This is a genomic window from Paenisporosarcina sp. TG20 (genome assembly GCF_000286315.1).
GTDB lineage: Bacteria > Bacillota > Bacilli > Bacillales_A > Planococcaceae > Paenisporosarcina.
In genome coordinates this window covers 1-18,410 of sequence record NZ_ALJG01000298.1, presented here as the reverse complement: position 1 = coordinate 18,410, position 18,410 = coordinate 1, and the positions used below count along the sequence as shown (strand labels likewise).

15 protein-coding genes are annotated in these 18,410 nt (G+C 38.5%); 13 read left to right on the top strand and 2 right to left on the bottom strand.

Annotated features, from left to right (window positions below; genetic code table 11):
* Positions 1–253: 253 nt before the first annotated feature.
* The 13 genes from B371_RS0110540 to B371_RS0110475 all read left to right on the top strand — a co-directional run bounded on the left by B371_RS0110540 (position 254) and on the right by B371_RS0110475 (position 16,120).
* On the top strand, positions 254–817 hold the full coding sequence (locus tag B371_RS0110540; protein ID WP_019414281.1) for a peroxiredoxin: 564 nt from the start codon (positions 254–256) through the stop codon (positions 815–817).
* 572 nt (positions 818–1,389) lie between these two features.
* Entirely contained in the window at positions 1,390–2,307 is a 918-nt protein-coding gene (locus tag B371_RS0110535; protein ID WP_019414280.1) for a cupredoxin domain-containing protein, read from the top strand.
* Positions 2,308–2,393: 86 nt separating this feature from the next.
* Positions 2,394–2,729, top strand: coding sequence for a metal-sensitive transcriptional regulator (locus B371_RS0110530; RefSeq protein WP_019414279.1), 336 nt, complete (start codon positions 2,394–2,396; stop codon positions 2,727–2,729).
* A 15-nt stretch (positions 2,730–2,744) separates the two neighbouring features.
* Positions 2,745–2,954, top strand: a complete 210-nt coding sequence (copZ, locus tag B371_RS0110525) for a copper chaperone CopZ (protein ID WP_019414278.1) — start codon at positions 2,745–2,747, stop codon at positions 2,952–2,954.
* Positions 2,955–3,034: 80 nt separating this feature from the next.
* Positions 3,035–5,440 carry a heavy metal translocating P-type ATPase gene (locus B371_RS0110520; protein WP_019414277.1) on the top strand — a complete coding sequence of 802 codons (2,406 nt, stop codon included), beginning with the start codon at positions 3,035–3,037 and terminating at the stop codon, positions 5,438–5,440.
* Positions 5,441–5,582: 142 nt separating this feature from the next.
* Positions 5,583–6,155, top strand: coding sequence for a YdhK family protein (locus tag B371_RS0110515; RefSeq protein WP_019414276.1), 573 nt, complete (start codon positions 5,583–5,585; stop codon positions 6,153–6,155).
* Positions 6,156–6,408: 253 nt separating this feature from the next.
* Positions 6,409–7,770 (top strand): HAMP domain-containing sensor histidine kinase, encoded by a 1,362-nt coding sequence (locus B371_RS0110510; RefSeq protein ID WP_019414275.1) that lies wholly within the window; start codon positions 6,409–6,411, stop codon positions 7,768–7,770.
* Between the two features lie 17 nt (positions 7,771–7,787).
* Positions 7,788–8,465, top strand: coding sequence for a response regulator transcription factor (locus tag B371_RS0110505; RefSeq protein ID WP_019414274.1), 678 nt, complete (start codon positions 7,788–7,790; stop codon positions 8,463–8,465).
* A gap of 13 nt (positions 8,466–8,478) precedes the next feature.
* Positions 8,479–9,399, top strand: coding sequence for a F510_1955 family glycosylhydrolase (locus tag B371_RS0110500; RefSeq protein ID WP_019414273.1), 921 nt, complete (start codon positions 8,479–8,481; stop codon positions 9,397–9,399).
* Between the two features lie 17 nt (positions 9,400–9,416).
* A complete protein-coding gene (locus B371_RS0110495; RefSeq protein ID WP_019414272.1) occupies positions 9,417–10,151 on the top strand; it encodes a sulfite exporter TauE/SafE family protein in 735 nt (244 codons plus the stop codon).
* Between the two features lie 115 nt (positions 10,152–10,266).
* The gene (gene lgt / locus B371_RS0110490; protein ID WP_019414271.1) at positions 10,267–11,079 is read left to right on the top strand and encodes a prolipoprotein diacylglyceryl transferase; all 813 of its coding nucleotides are present in this window, start codon (positions 10,267–10,269) and stop codon (positions 11,077–11,079) included.
* A 1,213-nt stretch (positions 11,080–12,292) separates the two neighbouring features.
* Positions 12,293–13,888, top strand: coding sequence for a multicopper oxidase family protein (locus B371_RS0110485; protein ID WP_019414270.1), 1,596 nt, complete (start codon positions 12,293–12,295; stop codon positions 13,886–13,888).
* Between the two features lie 870 nt (positions 13,889–14,758).
* Positions 14,759–16,120, top strand: coding sequence for a transposase (locus B371_RS0110475; protein ID WP_026023025.1), 1,362 nt, complete (start codon positions 14,759–14,761; stop codon positions 16,118–16,120).
* Between the two features lies 1 nt (position 16,121).
* Here the strand turns inward: B371_RS0110475 and B371_RS0110470 are convergent, their stop codons facing one another.
* Both B371_RS0110470 and B371_RS24090 read right to left on the bottom strand, forming a co-directional pair.
* Positions 16,122–17,549 carry an MATE family efflux transporter gene (locus tag B371_RS0110470; protein ID WP_019414266.1) on the bottom strand — a complete coding sequence of 476 codons (1,428 nt, stop codon included), beginning with the start codon at positions 17,547–17,549 and terminating at the stop codon, positions 16,122–16,124.
* 645 nt (positions 17,550–18,194) lie between these two features.
* The coding region (locus tag B371_RS24090; RefSeq protein WP_237721529.1) for a hypothetical protein at positions 18,195–18,410 on the bottom strand (216 nt) is incomplete at its 5' end.

The following is an 18,410-nucleotide window of genomic DNA, read 5'->3' as shown; positions in this document are numbered from 1 at the left end:
CAGGAGCACATGTTTTTACAGTGACGAGGAGACTGAAGCCATGCCCGCGAAAAGCGTCCACCGTAGCGGAAATAAATGGGTTTCTATGGTTACCCATCTTAAAAGGACCGGGCGCACTTTGCCCGGTTTTTCTTGTAAATGAATTTATCGGGAATTCACAAGATTATCTTTTCTGTGCAAACTAATATTAAAAATATTGGGTAACATAATTGAACACTATAATTGTAATGATAAGATTAATGGAGGTTAAATTGTGATTAAAAGAAATGCAGGCTTGGTCGTCACTGCTTTGATTATCTGCGCAATGATAGTTATAAATGTGAAATCAACGGAACCAGACGAATACTTCGCGCCTGTAACAGCTAATAATGCTCTTGAAGCAGAGATTGGGCTAAAAAAAGGCAATGTTCCACCTAATTTCGAACTTACTACACTCACTGGAGAAGTCGTGAAACTGTCAGATTATAAGGGGAAAAAAGTTATCCTAAACTTTTGGGCAACATGGTGTCCTCCATGCAAGGATGAAATGCCACATTTGGAGAAATATTATAAGAAAAATAAAGATTCGGCAAATGTAGAAATTATTGCGGTTAATATGACAACTCAGGATAGACCTGAAATGGTGAGGAAATTTGTCGATGCGTACGGACTAACATTTCCAATTCTGTTTGATAATAAAGGGGAAGTAATGGACGCATATCAGATTCTTACGCTCCCAATGACGTATATAATAAATACAGATGGAACAATTGGGCATCAGATTAGGGGACCAGTAGAAGAGAATCTGTTGAAGGAACTTGTTAGTAATCTTGAATAAAAGAAGAGAAATTCATGGTAAAAAATGACCCAATGAAACGTCGATTTAAAAAGTAAACGAGGGTTTTTACTTATGGTCAATCCCTGCCGGTGGTTTCCATTAATTATCAGACTGGTTCATATTTAGTGGAAATAAGATATTTTTTACTATAAGTGCGTGTTCAAAAAGGAGCATAAAAAGAGCCGAGTAGGTCGAGGCGGCGTAGCCTTCGAGCACCGGAGCGTATGGTGTTGATGCGTAAGGAGCAGAGAAGCAAGCCAACGAAGAGATGCGACAGCTATTTTTAGCGGACTTTTTGAACAACCTCTGTATGCCCATGGGTTAAGGGGCGTATCGGACGCACACCCGCCGCAAGATTGCCTGGACGAAAAACAGAGGAGTGAAGTGACGTAGTCACTTCACTCCTTTTCACTCTATAGGATATGGTGCAGTAGGTTTGCAGTCAATAGCGACCCGGTAGCCCAAGTCTATTATTTATAGGAAAGCCTTTTTATTAAAATTCATATTCCCCTTCAATAATAAGCATTAATTAGATTAAATCTACATAACATGTACCCAAAGGGGGTATTATATTGAGTCACTTTCATTTATTTGTTTTGATTTTATTAGGTGTTACAACTCTGATATCTATAATACTAAGCATAAAAGGTAGTCAGTATCATATTACTCATTTGTCGGGAATGATTACTGCAATGTTTTTGGGCATGAATGTCGGCCTTACAGCTGGTGTTACGTTTGGAGTTAGTTATCAAGGAGACTTATTTCTCTCGACAATTTTAGGAATGTCATTCGGAATACTAGCAGGTTTCCTATGCGGAATATGCTTTGGATTCCTATCATCTGTCGAAGGATTAATGTCTGGTTTGATGGGCGGCATGATGGGTGCGATGTTAGGAGAAATGCTTCCGGTTGAACAAGCAAATATGTTTATCAAGGCTTTTTTACTTTTCTCCATTTGTACGATATTTCTTTTGATTATACTGACCACTTCGGACAAGGCAACAATTAAGAATAGAAGCTGGTTCTTAAAGCCTATTTCAACAATGTTAATGATTGGTTCAGTATTATTTTTCGCGAACTCATTAGACATGGAGAAGGCACAATCAAAAACCATTTCACAGGACAAAGAACATGATGTACATAAAGCATCCGAAACACAACAAGAAATCAAAAAAATTGTTATCGAAACGTCTGATTTGAGTTACTCACCAGACGAAATAGTTGTGGAAAAAAATATGCCCATTTCATTGGAATTAAAAAATTCTGATCAGGTAGCTCATGACATTGAAATTAAAGACTTGTCATTTAAACTGATGAGTGAATCTTCACATCAGCATGAGAATAAGGAAGATGTAATACATTTGCATTCAGAACCTCATACTACAAATGAAATAACATTTTCAATTGATGAAGCAGGTACATATGAATTTTATTGCACAATTCCTGGCCATAAAGAGAGTGGGATGGTCGGTAAGTTTGTAGTAAAATAGAAATTAATGAATTAATCAATCGTTTTCCTTTACATACCCCTAGCAGGTACTTTATAATGAGTTTAATTAGATAGGGGGCCGGAAAAATGGGTAATATAGTAGAAGAGGCATTATTAAATCCAGTGGTCTCAAATGAGTCGTGTAGAAAAAGTAATCATCCTGAATCTGTAAAAACAGATTTAGTTCATCGATTAAACCGGATTGAAGGTCAGGTTCGAGGCATTAAAGGCATGGTAGATAAAGACGTTTATTGTGATGATATTATCACCCAACTTTCTGCCACTCAAAGTGCATTAAACAGTGTAGCAAAAGTGCTATTAAAAGGGCATTTAAAAGGCTGTGTTGTTGACAGATTATCTCAAGGTGATGAAGAAGTGCTCGATGAATTATTAGTTACGTTTCAAAAATTAATGAAAAAATAAGAGGAGGAATTTAAAATGACGAATAAAATTACTTTGCAAGTAGAAGGAATGACATGTGGGCATTGTGTAAAATCCGTTGAGAATAGTGTAGGAGCACTCAACGGCGTGGAGAGAGTTCTTGTAGAGTTAAACAATGGAACTGTAAATGTTGAATTTAACAATGACGTGGATGTGCAGAAAATTACAGATACGATTGAAGATCAAGGTTACACGGTAGGAGCTTAAAAAGTAAATTGCTGCGGGTAATCGCAGTAATTTTTTTAAATGAATTATACCCCTACTCGGTATGGAAGGGAAGGTATGACATGAGCGAAAAAAAGAGTGATATTGCTATAACTGGAATGACCTGCGCTGCTTGTGCTAACCGAATAGAAAAAGGGTTACAACGCATGGAAGGCGTCACTGGTGCCACCGTTAACTTTGCAACTGAAAAAGCGAGTGTTGTGTTTAACAAAGAGGAAACAAACATATCTGCTATACAAGATAAAATTAGAACCCTTGGTTATGACGTAATGAAGGAAGAAGTAGACTTAAATATAATAGGAATGACATGTGCAGCTTGTTCCACACGTATTGAAAAAGGACTTAATCGGATGGAGGGTGTACAAAACGCAACAGTCAATTTGGCTTTGGAAACAGGTCGAGTTTCTTTTGACCCTACCGTTTTGACATCACATGATTTCATCAAGAAAATTCAAATGCTAGGCTACAATGCTGAATTTAAAAATGAGCAACGTGGAGAAAAAGTTGATCATCGTAAAGTAGAAATCAAGAAGAAAACTCGTTTATTTCTAATCTCAGCACTATTATCCCTCCCACTATTATGGACAATGGTGGCTCATTTTACATTTACTTCGTGGATGTATGTACCAGACATTTTAATGAACCCATTTGTACAATGGGCATTAGCAACTCCAGTGCAGTTTTGGATAGGTTGGACATTCTATAAAGGTGCTTACTTCGCACTACGTAATAAGAGTGCGAACATGGATGTACTAGTCGCTTTAGGGACATCTGCAGCTTACTTTTATAGTGTGTATCTGGTATTAACGAATTTCCAACATATGGGCACTCATAGTATTGGGTTGTATTTTGAAACAAGTGCCGTCCTAATTACCTTAATCATTCTCGGTAAAGTATTTGAAGCGAGAGCAAAGGGTCGTTCTTCTGATGCCATACAAAAGTTAATGAAACTGCAACCCAAAATGGCATTTGTAGAACGAGATGGCACTACACAAGAAATAGCAATAGATGACGTCCGCATAGGAGACGTCTTGATGATTAAACCAGGTTCATCCATCCCTGTAGATGCAGAAGTCGTGTCAGGGTATTCTGCAGTTGATGAATCAATGTTAACAGGTGAAAGTTTGCCGGTAGATAAAGTGCCAGGTGATGTTGTTTATGCAGCAACCGTTAATGCAAATGGAAACCTTCGTGTTAAAGCTCAGAGTATCGGTAAAGACACAGTACTATCGAGTATCATACGTGTAGTTGAAGAAGCGCAAGGAACAAAAGCACCAATACAACGATTAGCTGACCAAATTTCAAGTATTTTTGTACCAATCGTTGTTGGCATAGCAGTAGTTACTTTTATCGCATGGTATTTCATTTTCTCTCCAGGTGAGTTTGCAAATGCGTTAGAAAGCACAATAGCCGTGCTTGTTATTGCATGTCCATGTGCACTTGGATTAGCAACACCCACGTCAATTATGGCTGGGTCTGGTCGATCTGCGGAACTCGGGGTTTTGTTTAAAACTGCAGAAGCCATGGAAAATACAAAACATGTCGACACGATTGTGTTAGATAAAACGGGAACAATCACGCATGGTCGTCCGGAAGTAACCGAATTTGTGGTAGCAGAAGGATTTGAACATCACCGTATCGTTTCACTTGCAGCTGCGGCAGAAAGTCAATCAGAACATCCCGTAGCTACAGCAATTACTGCGTATGGCGATAATGAAAAACTTTCAGTAGAATCATTTGAAGCGATTCCTGGACATGGTATTCGGGCAGTAGTCGATGGTTCAAATGTGTTGATTGGAACTCGGAAACTACTAAAAGAGTCGAATGTGTCCTTGTCCGAAACTAATGCAAGTGAATTAGAATCTCAAGGTAAAACCGTTATGTTTATAGCTGTAGAAGGCACGTATGCAGGATTAATAGCAGTTGCCGACACGGTAAAAGACTCGTCGTCAAAGGCTATCTCAGAAATGAAAAAGTTAGGATTACATGTAGTGATGTTAACGGGAGATCAAGAGCGAACTGCTCGTGCGATTGCAGCACAAGTAGGAATAGACGAAGTATTTGCTGGTGTTCTACCAACTGAAAAAGCCGACGTTGTGGCGAAGCTAAAAGCTGATGGAAGACGTGTGGCAATGGCAGGAGATGGTTTAAATGATGCACCCGCTTTAGCAACGGCAGATGTAGGTATGGCAATGGGTACAGGTACAGCGGTAGCAATGGAAGCTGCAGATATTACATTGATGCATGGCGATTTAATGCGTGCCGTTGATGCCATTCAAATGAGTCGATTGACTGTACGTAATATTAAACAAAACTTATTCTGGGCATTAGCCTACAACTCAGTAGGCATACCAATTGCAGCTGCAGGATTCCTAGCACCATGGGTAGCAGGAGCAGCAATGGCGTTTAGTTCAGTGTCGGTTGTCTTGAATGCATTACGATTACAACGCGCAAAACTAACAAAGTAATATTAATGAAAACCAACTAACATCCATGAAGACTCACAACTTGCTTAAACAGTTTTGACTCTGCATAATTTCTCCTTAATTTTTGGGTATAGTAAATTTAGGAACGCAATAAGTTTTATTCCAATATCGGGGAGGATAATGAATGATGAAAAAAATATTATTGATGGGAATTATTGCATTAATTTCTGCATTAACAATAGCAGCGTGTGGTAATGATAATGAGGGATCAAATCCTCATGAAGGAATGGATATGGATCCTGGTTCTGAAGAGAGCATGGATATGGACCATTCAGGCTCAGCTGACGTTCCTGAAGGTTTAATAGTACAAGAAAATCCAACCTATGCAGTTGGGACAAAAGCCATACTCGAAACAGATCATATGGAAGGCATGAAAGGTGCAGAAGCTACGATTGTGGGTGCCTATGATACTACAGCGTACGCTATTTCATATACTCCGACAACGGGTGGAGAAAGAGTAACAAATCATAAATGGGTCATTCATGATGAGATTAAAGATGCTGGAGAAGACACTCTAGAACTTGGAACGGAAGTAACCATAGAAGCTGACCATATGAATGGGATGGATGGTGCAACGGCTGAAATTGATTTTGCCGAACAAACTACCGTCTATATGGTCGATTATACTTCGACGACGAATGGAGAAGAAGTGACAAATCACAAATGGGTAACTGAAAGTGAACTATCACCTAAATAAAGTTTGTTTAAAATTAAGAAAAGAGCTTATTCTTTTTAACGGATAAGCTCTTTTCGACTTTTTTTAAAAGAATAATTCTGTAGTTTTTGCTAAAGTAAAAGATATTTGATAGAAAGTTGTTAATGCGAAACAATCTTATTCATATGCAAGATGTCTTGAAATTATTAAAGTTGTTTGTTGACATCATTGCATCTGCATAATTTCTTCATAATTTTTTAGTATCGTTAATTTATTAATATGGATGGGGTTAGTTATGAATAAAATTTCTATTAAATTAGCTTCATACTTTATTGTTACAGTCCTAATTATGGAATCTTTGCTCATGCTGTATCTTCATCAAACTATTGTACATAGCAGAATCGATGAGGAATTTTCTCAACTAGTTTTAAAAGGTTCAAATCATAGAGATGTACTTGAAGATAACTTTTCGGACGATACCATGCGTCATATAGTACTGATGGAGAACGATAGTGACCGTCAAGTTGCTATCACTGACGAAGAGTTCAACTTGATACTAGGTACAGATGGAAATAAATTAGACCTTGACACTACACTGACTTCTTTATCGAGTCGGAAATTTAGAGAAGATCAAATCATTCAAAGTAACTGGAAAGATGAAGAGTTTATTGCCAGTTTACATCCATACAAAGTCAATGAAGAACATGCTGGCTACATCATAATGTTTAAAAGTACTGAAACTCTCCAATTTCTTGTGAATAAACTGAATTTCCACTTTAAATTGGCTGGTATCGCTAGTTTAGTTTCCTTATGTATTGTGTATCTAATTCTCTCGAGGTTCTTAACTAGTCCTTTAATTCGAATGAAAGAAGCAACAGAGAAACTGAGCAGAGGTGACTTTAATGTAAAACTACCACCTCAAGGTAAAGACGAGTTAGGAGAATTATCAAATGCTATACAAAAACTAGGTTCAGATTTAGAACGTGTAAAGAGAGATCGTACTGAATTTTTGGCGTCTGTTTCCCATGAATTACGCACACCACTTACATATCTATCTGGTTATTCAAAGGTTGCTATGAGATCAGAACTAAATGATAGTGAACGTCAAAAATATCTTTCGATTATTGATGAGGAATCAAAACGAATGACAGAGTTGGTTAAAAACCTCTTTGACTTGGCCAAAATGGATGAGAACAGTTTTACGGTCTCGAAACAGTCGTTTGAATCACAACCTTTCTTTTCACACATTTATAACAGGATGTACCCATCGTTTGTTTTAAAAGGAATTCAATTGGAATTGAAATGTACAGAAAACTTTATAGTCAATGCAGATCCATTACGCTTGGAACAAATTGTGATGAATCTATTAGATAATGCACTAAAATATTCTCCTAGAGGAACAACAACAATTTTAGATATTGTACACAAAAACGGTAAAACAGTTTTTTTCGTAATTGATCAAGGAATTGGTATGCGTGAAAGTGATTTTGAGAATATATTTGAAAAATTATTTAGAGTAGAAAAATCTCGTTCCCGTGAATATGGAGGAGTGGGGTTAGGTCTGTCTATAGTAAAAGAGTTAGTCGAAGCTCACGGGGGGAACATTAGCGTAGAAAGTGATCTTGGAAAAGGCAGTAAATTCATCGTCATTATATAGGAATGGGGGGATTGAAAATGCAAACAATTTTATTAGTAGACGATGAGATGAGAATGTTGGATTTACTGGAATTGTTTTTGAAGCCTCAAGGGTATAACTGTATAAAAGTAAAAAGTGGAGATGAAGCATTAACGCTACTTGCAAAAGAAGAAATTCATCTAGTTATCCTGGATGTCATGATGCCATATATGGATGGATGGCAAACATGTGAAGCAATACGGAAACGGTCCTCAGTTCCAATTCTGATGTTAACTGCAAGGACAGATAAATCCGATATTGTAAAAGGGTTAAACGTTGGTGCAGATGATTATTTAACGAAACCTTTTAACGATCAGGAATTACTTGCCAGAGTTAATGCTTTATTAAGACGTATAGCTAATGGCAAAAAGGATGAAAAGATAATTAAATGCGATGACTATGAATTGAATTCAGAATCTTATACGCTGACTTTTCAAGATAAACATGTAGCTCTGACAATGAAGGAATATAAAATTATCGAAGCATTGATCAAACATCCAAAACGTTCGTATACGAGGGAACAATTACTTTTAGTCGCTTGGGATCACGATTCATACACCGAAATTAGAACAGTGGACTCACATATACGAAATTTAAGAGACAAGCTTAAGATAGCAGGTTTTTCTACTCATGAATTTTTACTTACTGTTTGGGGAATCGGATATAAATGGAAATAACGGAGGTTTTATTATGAATAAGATAATAGGGTTGGTGTTGGTTGGAATGCTGTTAACGCTTTTAAATGCCTGTAATCCAAAGAATGCGACAACCGATAAATTAGAAGAAGTCATTAATGAAAAAATCAATCATATTCACGGAATTGGATATCCAAATGGAGAGGAAGAGGTCGTGATTGCTACTCATAAAGGATTGTATGAGTACGATGATAAATGGATAAAGGCTACTAATGAAAAACACGATTATATGGGTTTTTCCGCTGTTCAAGAGGGGTTTTACTCAAGTGGTCACCCTGAACCAAACTCAGATTATAAAAATCCTTTAGGAATTATTAAGAGTGAGAATAAAGGAGAAAGTTTTGAGCAATTGGCTTTTTACGGGGAAGCAGACTTTCATTATATGACGGTTGGATATGAAACAAATATGATTTATATAATAAATGAAGCTCCTATTGGAAACCTTGAATTTGGCCTTCATTATTCAGAGGATGACGGAAAGAGTTGGGCAAAATCAAAAATGGTAGGATTTGATTCGAAATATATATCAAATCTTTCAGCACATCCATCTAATGATTCAATATTGGCGATAGGGAGTCAAGATGGTTTGTTTCTATCAAGCGATTTTGGAAATACATTTAACCTTTTAGGTAACCCCATAATGATTACGTACGTGACGTTGACGGAAACAGCTGGAATATACGCAAGTATTGAAAATGAAAGAGTAAAATTGGTCAGATTTAATATTGAAACTAAAGGCTTAGAAGACCTGAAGGTGCCCGATATCAGTCAAAATAATCCCATACTCCAAATTGCTGTGAATCCGATAGATAAAAAGGAAATCACAATTGCTACAATTGAAAACGATATTTACCAAACACAGGATTCAGGGGAGACTTGGGATATGATTGCTGAGAAAGGGACATTGAAACAATAGGAAGTGATTTAAAAAATATGTATAGCTTACTATCTGAAATAAGTACGTCACTAAGCGAACCATTTAGAATTTTTGCTCAATCTTTTTCTGAATATCCGTTCTTGGTAGCCCTATTCCTTGGTATTGTTGGGGCAGTGGCTCCATGCCAATTAACGGGAAATATTAGTGCTATTACGTATTATGGAAACCGTACAATACAAAATCGAACAGAGTGGTTAGATGTTTTTTCATTTATTCTTGGGAAAATTGTCGTGTTTAGCACCCTGGGGCTTCTAGTTTGGCTATTTGGTCAAACGTTTGAAAAGAGCATGATTACTTATTTTCCTTTTTTAAGAAAGATTGTTGGTCCTTTAATCATTTTTGTGGGACTAGTATTGCTAGGTGTTTTCAAGATTAATTTGATTAATCGCCTTACAAGTAGAATTCCACTTAGACTAAGAAAAGGAAAACTGGGTTCCTTTTTAATGGGGGTTAGTTTCTCGATTGCTTTTTGTCCAACCATGTTCGTTCTATTCTTTGTTTCACTGATGCCATTAGTGTTAACGTCACCTTACGGCATGGTATTGCCAGCAGTGTTTGGAATCGCAACTTCCTTACCAATATTGATTGTTCTCGCTGTCATGGGCTTCCTTGAAATAGATAAACGTACATTCAAGAATAGTAAAAAACTTGGATATATTGTCCAAAAATCTGCGGGTGTTTTACTGATCATAGTTGGGATATTTGATACGATTACATATTGGGGTATTTAAATGGGATAGTTAAAACTCTAATTAATTTGAGAGGGTTAGATTAAATTGAGTACAGTGTAACAGTCAAAACTAGGATGCTTCTTATTAGGTTAGGTAGCACTGAAAGGAGAAAAACATGAATTTTTTACTTGGGGCTATCAATCCGACTGCTTTTTCTCTCGGACCAATAGATGTACGATGGTACGGAGTTATTATTGCATCAGGTATCGTTTTAGCTTTTATCGTGGGACAAAAAGAAATGGTGAAACGGGGTTTTCATCCGGATTTTTTAACGGACTTATTAATGTGGGCTGTGCCACTCGCCATTTTAGGTGCACGGTTGTACTACGTTCTATTTAAATGGGAGTACTATGCTGAAAACCCAGGTCAAATCCTTCAAATATGGGAAGGTGGACTTGCGATACATGGAGCATTAATTTTTTCGTTTATCGTGGCTTACCTCTTTACAAGAAAACGAAATGAATCATTTTTAAAAGTTGCTGATATAGTAGCACCTAGTATATTAATTGGTCAAACGATTGGTCGTTGGGGCAATTTTATTAATCAAGAAGCGCATGGCGGACCTGTATCTCGTGGTTTTCTAGAAAGTATGTTTTTACCGGATTGGGTAATTAATCAAATGCGAATTGACGGTACCTATTATCATCCTACATTTTTATATGAATCGGTGTGGAACTTTACTGGTGTTGTGATCTTAATCTTACTTCGCCGTGTGAATTTACTTCGTGGGGAAATGTTCTTACTTTATGTCATTTGGTATTCATTCGGTCGCTTCTTTATCGAAGGGATGCGAACGGATAGTTTATATTTAGTTGGTGAACTGCGCATTGCTCAAGTGATGTCACTCATGTTGATTGCCGTTGCCATTATTATTGTTGTGTATAGAAGAGTAATGATTAAAGAGTCCGTTCGTTATAAGGACGCTTAAACAGTACGGAACCGCAAACCTTCTGCACCATAACCACAAGAATGAAAGGGGCGAGCGAAGTGACAAAATCACTCCGCTCGTCGTACTTTCGTACAGGAATCCTGTGGCTCCTGAACCCGTAGAGGTAGTTCTATAAAATGAGAATATGCTAATCGCTAGCAGAACAATTCTTTCCGATGCAGAGCCACAATTGCCCCTCAAATTGTGGCTCGCATCTGGGAAGACACTCTCGCAGCGCTTGTTAACCCAACTTTCATCTCAAGTACCCAGAAATCCCTCCACGTAGGGATTCCTGCGTTTTATTTGGTCACTACAACCTTTTTCCGACAATTTCATGTTTTCTCTTCAATGGAGGGGTAAGGTTTCCTTCCGTAACTTCATTCGAAAACGAGTCTTCGATTCAGTAGTTCCAACGCCGGAGTCGGTCTCCCATGTCCTGCTGCGCTTTTCGTGACTAGCTCCGAAGCCCAGCTCATACCATAGCTTCTGAGGCTCATGCGGAAACAATTTCGATTCGGTTCTTCCAAAGGCGGAAAGAAAATATTGATAAAAAAATAAGCGCGGAATTAATTCAAAGATTGCGGGAAAAAACTTCATAATCGAGGAATAACCAAATTTAGCGGTTTTATATTAGAAAGATATTGACGCGCCATGTATATTTCAAGGTGTCGAGCTAGAGTGGGCTTCTGCGCTTTTCGCATCATAAATAAGTTCGTTTTAATTTTTCCCAAAAAGAGTTATTTTTTAATTTACGGTTTTGATATGAGTACTTAACCCGACTTTCATCTCAAGTGCACGGAAATCCCTTCATGTAGGGATTTTTTTTTTTTTATTTGGTCACTACAACCTTTATTAGTCAATTCATATTATTCTATTAATGTAATCGTGATCATCCTTTTTTCACAAATGTGTATTTAGCGTACTTTAATTCAATATTCCAACTCCTCAATAATCACGATAGCAGAACAGAGCAATACTATCCACTCTATCACTATTTTTCCTTAGGTCACTACAATTTAAAATCGTAAAGGGAAGTACTGTAATCTCGGGATTTCGAGAATGGAAAATGGTCATTTTCGGGTCTTTTCATGCTTGTTATAAATATTTTGATGAAAATTGGGTTAAAGCTAGTGGAAAAATTCCATGTTATCTGCATAGATTTTGCAAACTTTAGGCTTAGTATAGAGGTATAAATTATATGGAGGAGTCGACTATGAAAAAAAGAGTGATACAGTTTTTTAGCCTTTCTTTATTCGTTTTAATACTTGGTGCATGTTCGGATTCAATGGTAGGTATGGATCACAGCAACATGGATATGGGAGAAGAAAAAGAAACATCAGTTGAAAACCCTACTACTGAGGGATTAACACAGACAATCTCCACAGAAAAGATAGAAAAAAATGAATTTACATTAGTTGCACAAGAACGTAAACACACATTAACTGAGGGAAAAGATATAACTGCTTGGACATTTAATGGTTCGGTCCCAGGACCTGAGATTAGAATTCAAGAAGGGGAAGACGTTAAAATCATCCTTAAAAATGAATTGAAAGATCCTGTTACAATTCATTGGCACGGGATACCTGTTCCAAATAACATGGATGGAATACCTGGAGTAACAATGAATGCTGTCCAACCTGGAGAAAGTTTTACTTATGAATTTAATGCCACTGTTCCAGGAACATATTGGTATCATTCTCATCAAGATGGGGTTAATCAATTGGACAAAGGACTTTATGGTTCATTTATTATTGAAGGTAAAAATGATGGGAAATTCGATAAAGACTATACTCTGATATTAGATGAGTGGATGAGTGACAAGGAGTCTATGCAAATGGACGAGAGCACAGATTCAGGTAGCATGGAAGGCATGGACCACAGCACCATGGATATGAATGAAGAAGCAACCGCTGATGATTCTGCTATGGGGCACGATATGGCTAGCATGTATGATACTTTTACCATTAACGGAAAAAGTGGAAAGGATGTTGCTCCTCTATCTGTAAAAGAAGGAGATAAAGTGAGACTTCGTCTAGTTAACGCCGGTTTTATGTCCCATAAAATTCACTTACACGGTCATGATTTTAAAGTCATCGGCACTGATGGTCAAGAAATAAATAATCCAACAGTAATTAAAGATGAATTAATATCTATCGCTCCTGGAGAACGTTATGATATAGAATTTACTGCAAATAACCCTGGCAATTGGTATATAGAAAGTCATGATGATATGGAAGTTACACAAGGAATGAAAGCTTTAATTCAGTATAAAGATTTTTCTGGAGAAGCTATTGATCAGCCAAATGAGAAAGAAAACTTACCAATATTCGATTTAGTCTCTTACGGTAAAGAGAAGAAATCAGAGTTTTCGCTTGATCAAAAATATGATTTAGAATACACAATGGATCTAAATACTGTTTCGGATGGAATGGAAGAAAAATATACAATTAATGACAAAGTATATCCAGAAACAGATAACCTTCAGGTCAAAGAAGGAGACTTGGTGAAAGTAAAATTGGTCAATAACTCTAAGAGTGATGATCATCCGATGCATTTGCATGGACACTTCTTCCAAGTGCTAAGTAAAAATGGAAAGCCAGTTCAAGGGTCTCCAATTATTAAAGATACTTTGAATTTGAAACCTGGTGAAGAATATGTTGTAGCCTTTAAAGCAGACAATCCTGGTAATTGGATGTTCCACTGTCATGATTTGCATCACGCAACGGCAGGGATGGTAACGCAAGTAACTTACGATGGATTTAAGTCTGATTTTACTCCGGATCCTAATGCACATAACCAACCTGAATAATGTATACCTGGGAGTAGGAATTAATTTACGTTTCCTGGGCTCTAGGCAATTCTAAATAGCATGAAAAAATACCTCTTCATAATTAAGGTTCATAATACATTGTTATACTGATTTTGACCCGAACCTCATGAATACAAGGGAGTAAATCTGAATGGAAAAATGTCCATCTGGATTGCAATGGAGTTGACCGGCTGGTTTGCTATCGTTCCGTTAACCCTCACCTCGTTACTAACCGGGCTTGTCATGTCACTGGGACCGTGTGGGGGGTGTTTCGGCATTATTGGGTGGTTATCAAACTCTTGCTAACCGTTCTTAGCATCATAGTCTTACTGTTGAATATGCAGACAGTGAGCTTCCTAGCAACAATCGCTGCCGAGACCGAAAGCGTCAATCTTATCGGCGGGTTGCAGGGCGAAATCCTTCATGCAGTGGGTGGACTACTAATATTGGTCGTGATTAGTATAAAGGCGAGAGGCGTACAAGTACGCCTCGGTAAATGCCGTATTCCTGTTTTGAACGTTTTCTAGCCCTTACTGAGGCAACGACGGTATAGGCGAGTATCCGTATCCGTTACGTGAAAGGATCTCTTGAAAGTATATGGATTATTTTCATCATGAATAAGGACAGGGGGTTTTAGCCCTCTTTTTACACTTTCCGCATTCCAATTTTATATGGCACCTTTTAAAAGTGGTTTATTCTTAATACTCAACTTTCGCACCAAGAAAGTGAGTCTGACGTGTTGGTACTGTTGATGTCAGGTCTTGATGAATAGGTTGCTTGACTTCTTCAGAAACAAAGAAAGGCACCCCGTTCTTTGGTATAGTGAGATTACCAAGAAATCACTACCAAACAGAAGAGGTGCCTCCTATTATGATAGATCAAAACCAACCCAACAATCAACTGCCGAATGAACTGCGCTCAGTTTTTTCTGAGCTGGACATCCTGAAACATCTCCGGAAAGCCGGTATCACCAAAACCTTCGGCTTTTCCTGTTCGTACTTGTTCCAACTTGTCTTCTGCCTGATTTTCCAGCACAAAAATTGGTTCTCCCTGCTGGATTCGAAGAAAGCGGACCGTTATCCTGCGAAGGATGCTGTCTACCGGTTCCTGAATCAGCCGACGTTCAACTGGCGGCGGTTCCTTTTGTCGTTCAGCGCCTTGACGATCAGGAAGGTCAATCGCCTGACCGACCACACACGGACGAAGGTGTTCATTGTCGATGATTCGGCGTTTGACCGCAACCGCAGTAAAAAGGTCGAACTGCTGGCTCGTTGTTTCGACCACGCATCGCAAAAAATGAAATTCTACAAAGGGTTCCGGATGTTGACACTGGGCTGGTCGGACGGCTCCACGTTCATGCCGGCCGATTTTTCCCTGCTCAGTTCCAAGAAAGCGCAGATCAACGGCATTTCATCGGACATCGACAAACGCACATCCGGCTACAAACGCCGGATGAATGCGCTCCAAACGGCGCCTGAACAGATTCCGGACATGATCCGCCGTGCGCTTTCGAGTGGCATCGATGCAAGCTATGTGCTGATGTATTCCTGGTTCACCCTGCCGCCGCTTGTCCAAGCGATGACTGAACAGGGGCTCGATGTGATTGGCATGGTAAAAGAGACGAAACAGCGCTACCTAGCGGATGGGAAACGGGTTTCATTGAAACAGCTGTATCGATTAGCACAGCCGGTCCAAGGCGAAAAAGGGATTCTTCGTTCCATCCGCTGTGTCATGGCGAATGGAACGTCCGTCAAGATCGTCTTCGTCCAAAACCGAAACAAAAGAAGCGAGTGGCTGGCCATTCTAAGTACCGACCAAACGCTAACCGAACGGGAGATTATCCAGATCTACGGCATGCGCTGGGATATCGAGGTCTTCTTTAAGACGGCCAAATCGCTGTTAAAACTCCAGAAGGAGTTCCAAGGACGTTCCTATGACGGGCTGATCAGCCACACGACGATCGTGTTCGCCCGCTACATCGTGTTATCTTGGCAAAACCGCTGCAACACGGACCAGCGCACGCTCGCTGGCCTCTTTTATGAATTATGCGATGAAGTGAATGAACTCGATTGGGCGGTTGCGCTGCAGCAGTTGATCGAACTTCTTGAAGACGTCCTGAAACATTCCAATAAGAAAATGAAGAAACTTATCGAAAGTCAACTGCAGCTTTGGATGGGCAGCCTGCCCAGTTATATCAAGGCTTATTTGCCGATTTCACTCTGCGAAAGTTGAGTTAATAGTTATTAACGCATCCAGACATAGTTTCTTTTGTCGTCTGTGGATCGCTTTCGGATTCTACATCTTTTTTCAAAGAAATCCATTTGCCACGTGCAAACTGTATGGCTAAGACTAGAGCTCTAAAAGCAATATCTATGCCAATCGCAATCCATACACCAAGAAGTCCCCAGCCAAGTTGAATACCCAATACATACACAAGTAATGTTCGGATTCCCCACATGCCGACCGCTGTCAAATACATTGGAAACTTCGTATTATTTGCTCCTTGAAATGCACCGGTAAGGATGAGTAGTAAAGCAAGGAAGGGTTGGAAAACGCCCGATACCTTTAAGGAGGTTCCGATATTTTCAATTACCTCAGGATCACTTGTAAATATACTGCCTGCCCAGTCCCCGAGAGTAAAAAGAAATACGCCTATAACAGTCATCAATCCAATACCGATTCCTGTACAAAGGATTGCATAACTCTTTGCCGCGTCTATGTTGCCTGCACCAATTTGCTGTCCAACAAGAATAGTTGCCGCAGTAGCAAAACCGTAGCCGATCATATAGGAGAACACTTCGACGTTTCCTGCAATTTGATGAGCCGCAAAAACGTTTGTCCCAAGTGCAACAACGAATCCAAAGTAAACAATCTGTCCGAGCCTCATGACTAATCTTTCTCCAGCAGCCGGGCCTCCAAGAGTCACTAATTCCCGTATATGTTGTTTATCTGGTTTCCAATAATCTTTCCTAAAAGCAAGAACTGGAGATCGTTTTATATAATAAAATAAAGCGAGACTACCAATAATTCTTGAAACAACAGTAGCGATTGCAGCTCCGGTAATGCCCATTCCGGGAATTATCCAGAATCCGAAAATTAAAATATAGTCCAACACACCATTAACTATGTTAATTAGGATACTGGCTTTCATTGGAGCACGTGTATCGCCACCTCCTCTTAAGATCGCACTTAGAACAAACATTAAAGACATAAATACAGAGGGAATTGCTACGATTTTAAAGTAAATAACCCCTGCATCTAGAACATTATCTTCTATTCCCATCAACTTTAATAATGGTTCTGCAAAGAGCGTGGTTATAATTCCTGTCAATATGCCAAACAAAATAGCCAGTATAACCGATTGTTGGGCAATATGACGGGCTTTCTCAGGCTGTTTTGCTCCTAGAAAATTTGCGATTCGTACATTAGCTGCAACGCCAATTGCCATAAACAAGGCAAAATAAATCGCGAGTAAAGCGTTGGTTACACCAACAGCTGAAACTTCAGCAAGACCAATTTTTGATACAAAATAAGTATCCACAAAACCTAGAATTGTCTGGAAGAAGTTTTCTATTACAGCTGGCATTGCAAGCGCTAAAATGATTTTAATCTTATCTTTAGTATTTTCGTTAGGGTTTATTTGTACTTCATGTGTCCTCACTTTAAATAATCACCCTCCTTGAAGTATTTAATGAATAATTTCTATTGTCTCCTTATATAAAAACTTTAAACTTCAAGCTTTAAAGAGCTAGCTATATATTCTAGAAGGACAAAAATTTTTGTGTGACAACTTATTGTATTAATAAAAATGAAAAGGACTTTTAGTTCGACCGCATTCGCCGAGAAGGGTCAAAGTGAACATTTCAGTTATTAACGAGTCGGATTTTAAATTGATTGGTTCAACTTAATTATCAAATTTCAGTATTTTGGGCAATATTTGAAGTTTTTAATCAACTTTATTAAAGGTTGAAGCGAATTCCACAGTGATTGGGGCAACTTTTGGACTTATTAGGGCAACTTTTCCATCGAATGAGGCAACTTTTAGACTCATTGGGGCAACTTTCGCTCTTATTGAGGCAACTAACCAATTACCTCCTAATTCCAGTAGAGTCTCTCATGAAAAAAAGTCTCCATAAATATAGAAAAGTGTCTTGTAATCCAATTGTCATTTTCAGCTCATGAAACTATTATAGAAATGCAAGTTCCCTCTCAGTCAAAGTGAATTTTGTACAGTGATATATTCTTGGTTAGTAATATTTAGGGTTTACATAAAAAATCATCCTATATAGGTATGGGTACTTTCATATTACAAAATAGAACGATTTTTTATATTTATTTTTAAAACTATATTGTTTTCACTGTTGATTTTAAAAGGAGAATGATTGTAGTGGAAGGTGGCGACTCCAGCGGAAAAAGCGAGTCCAGTGAGACCCCGCAGGTAGCAAATGGAACGAAGGTTAAGAACGCCACAACGCGAGGCGATGCCTTCGTGACCAACATCCTGTTGGCCTGAGGAGGCTTG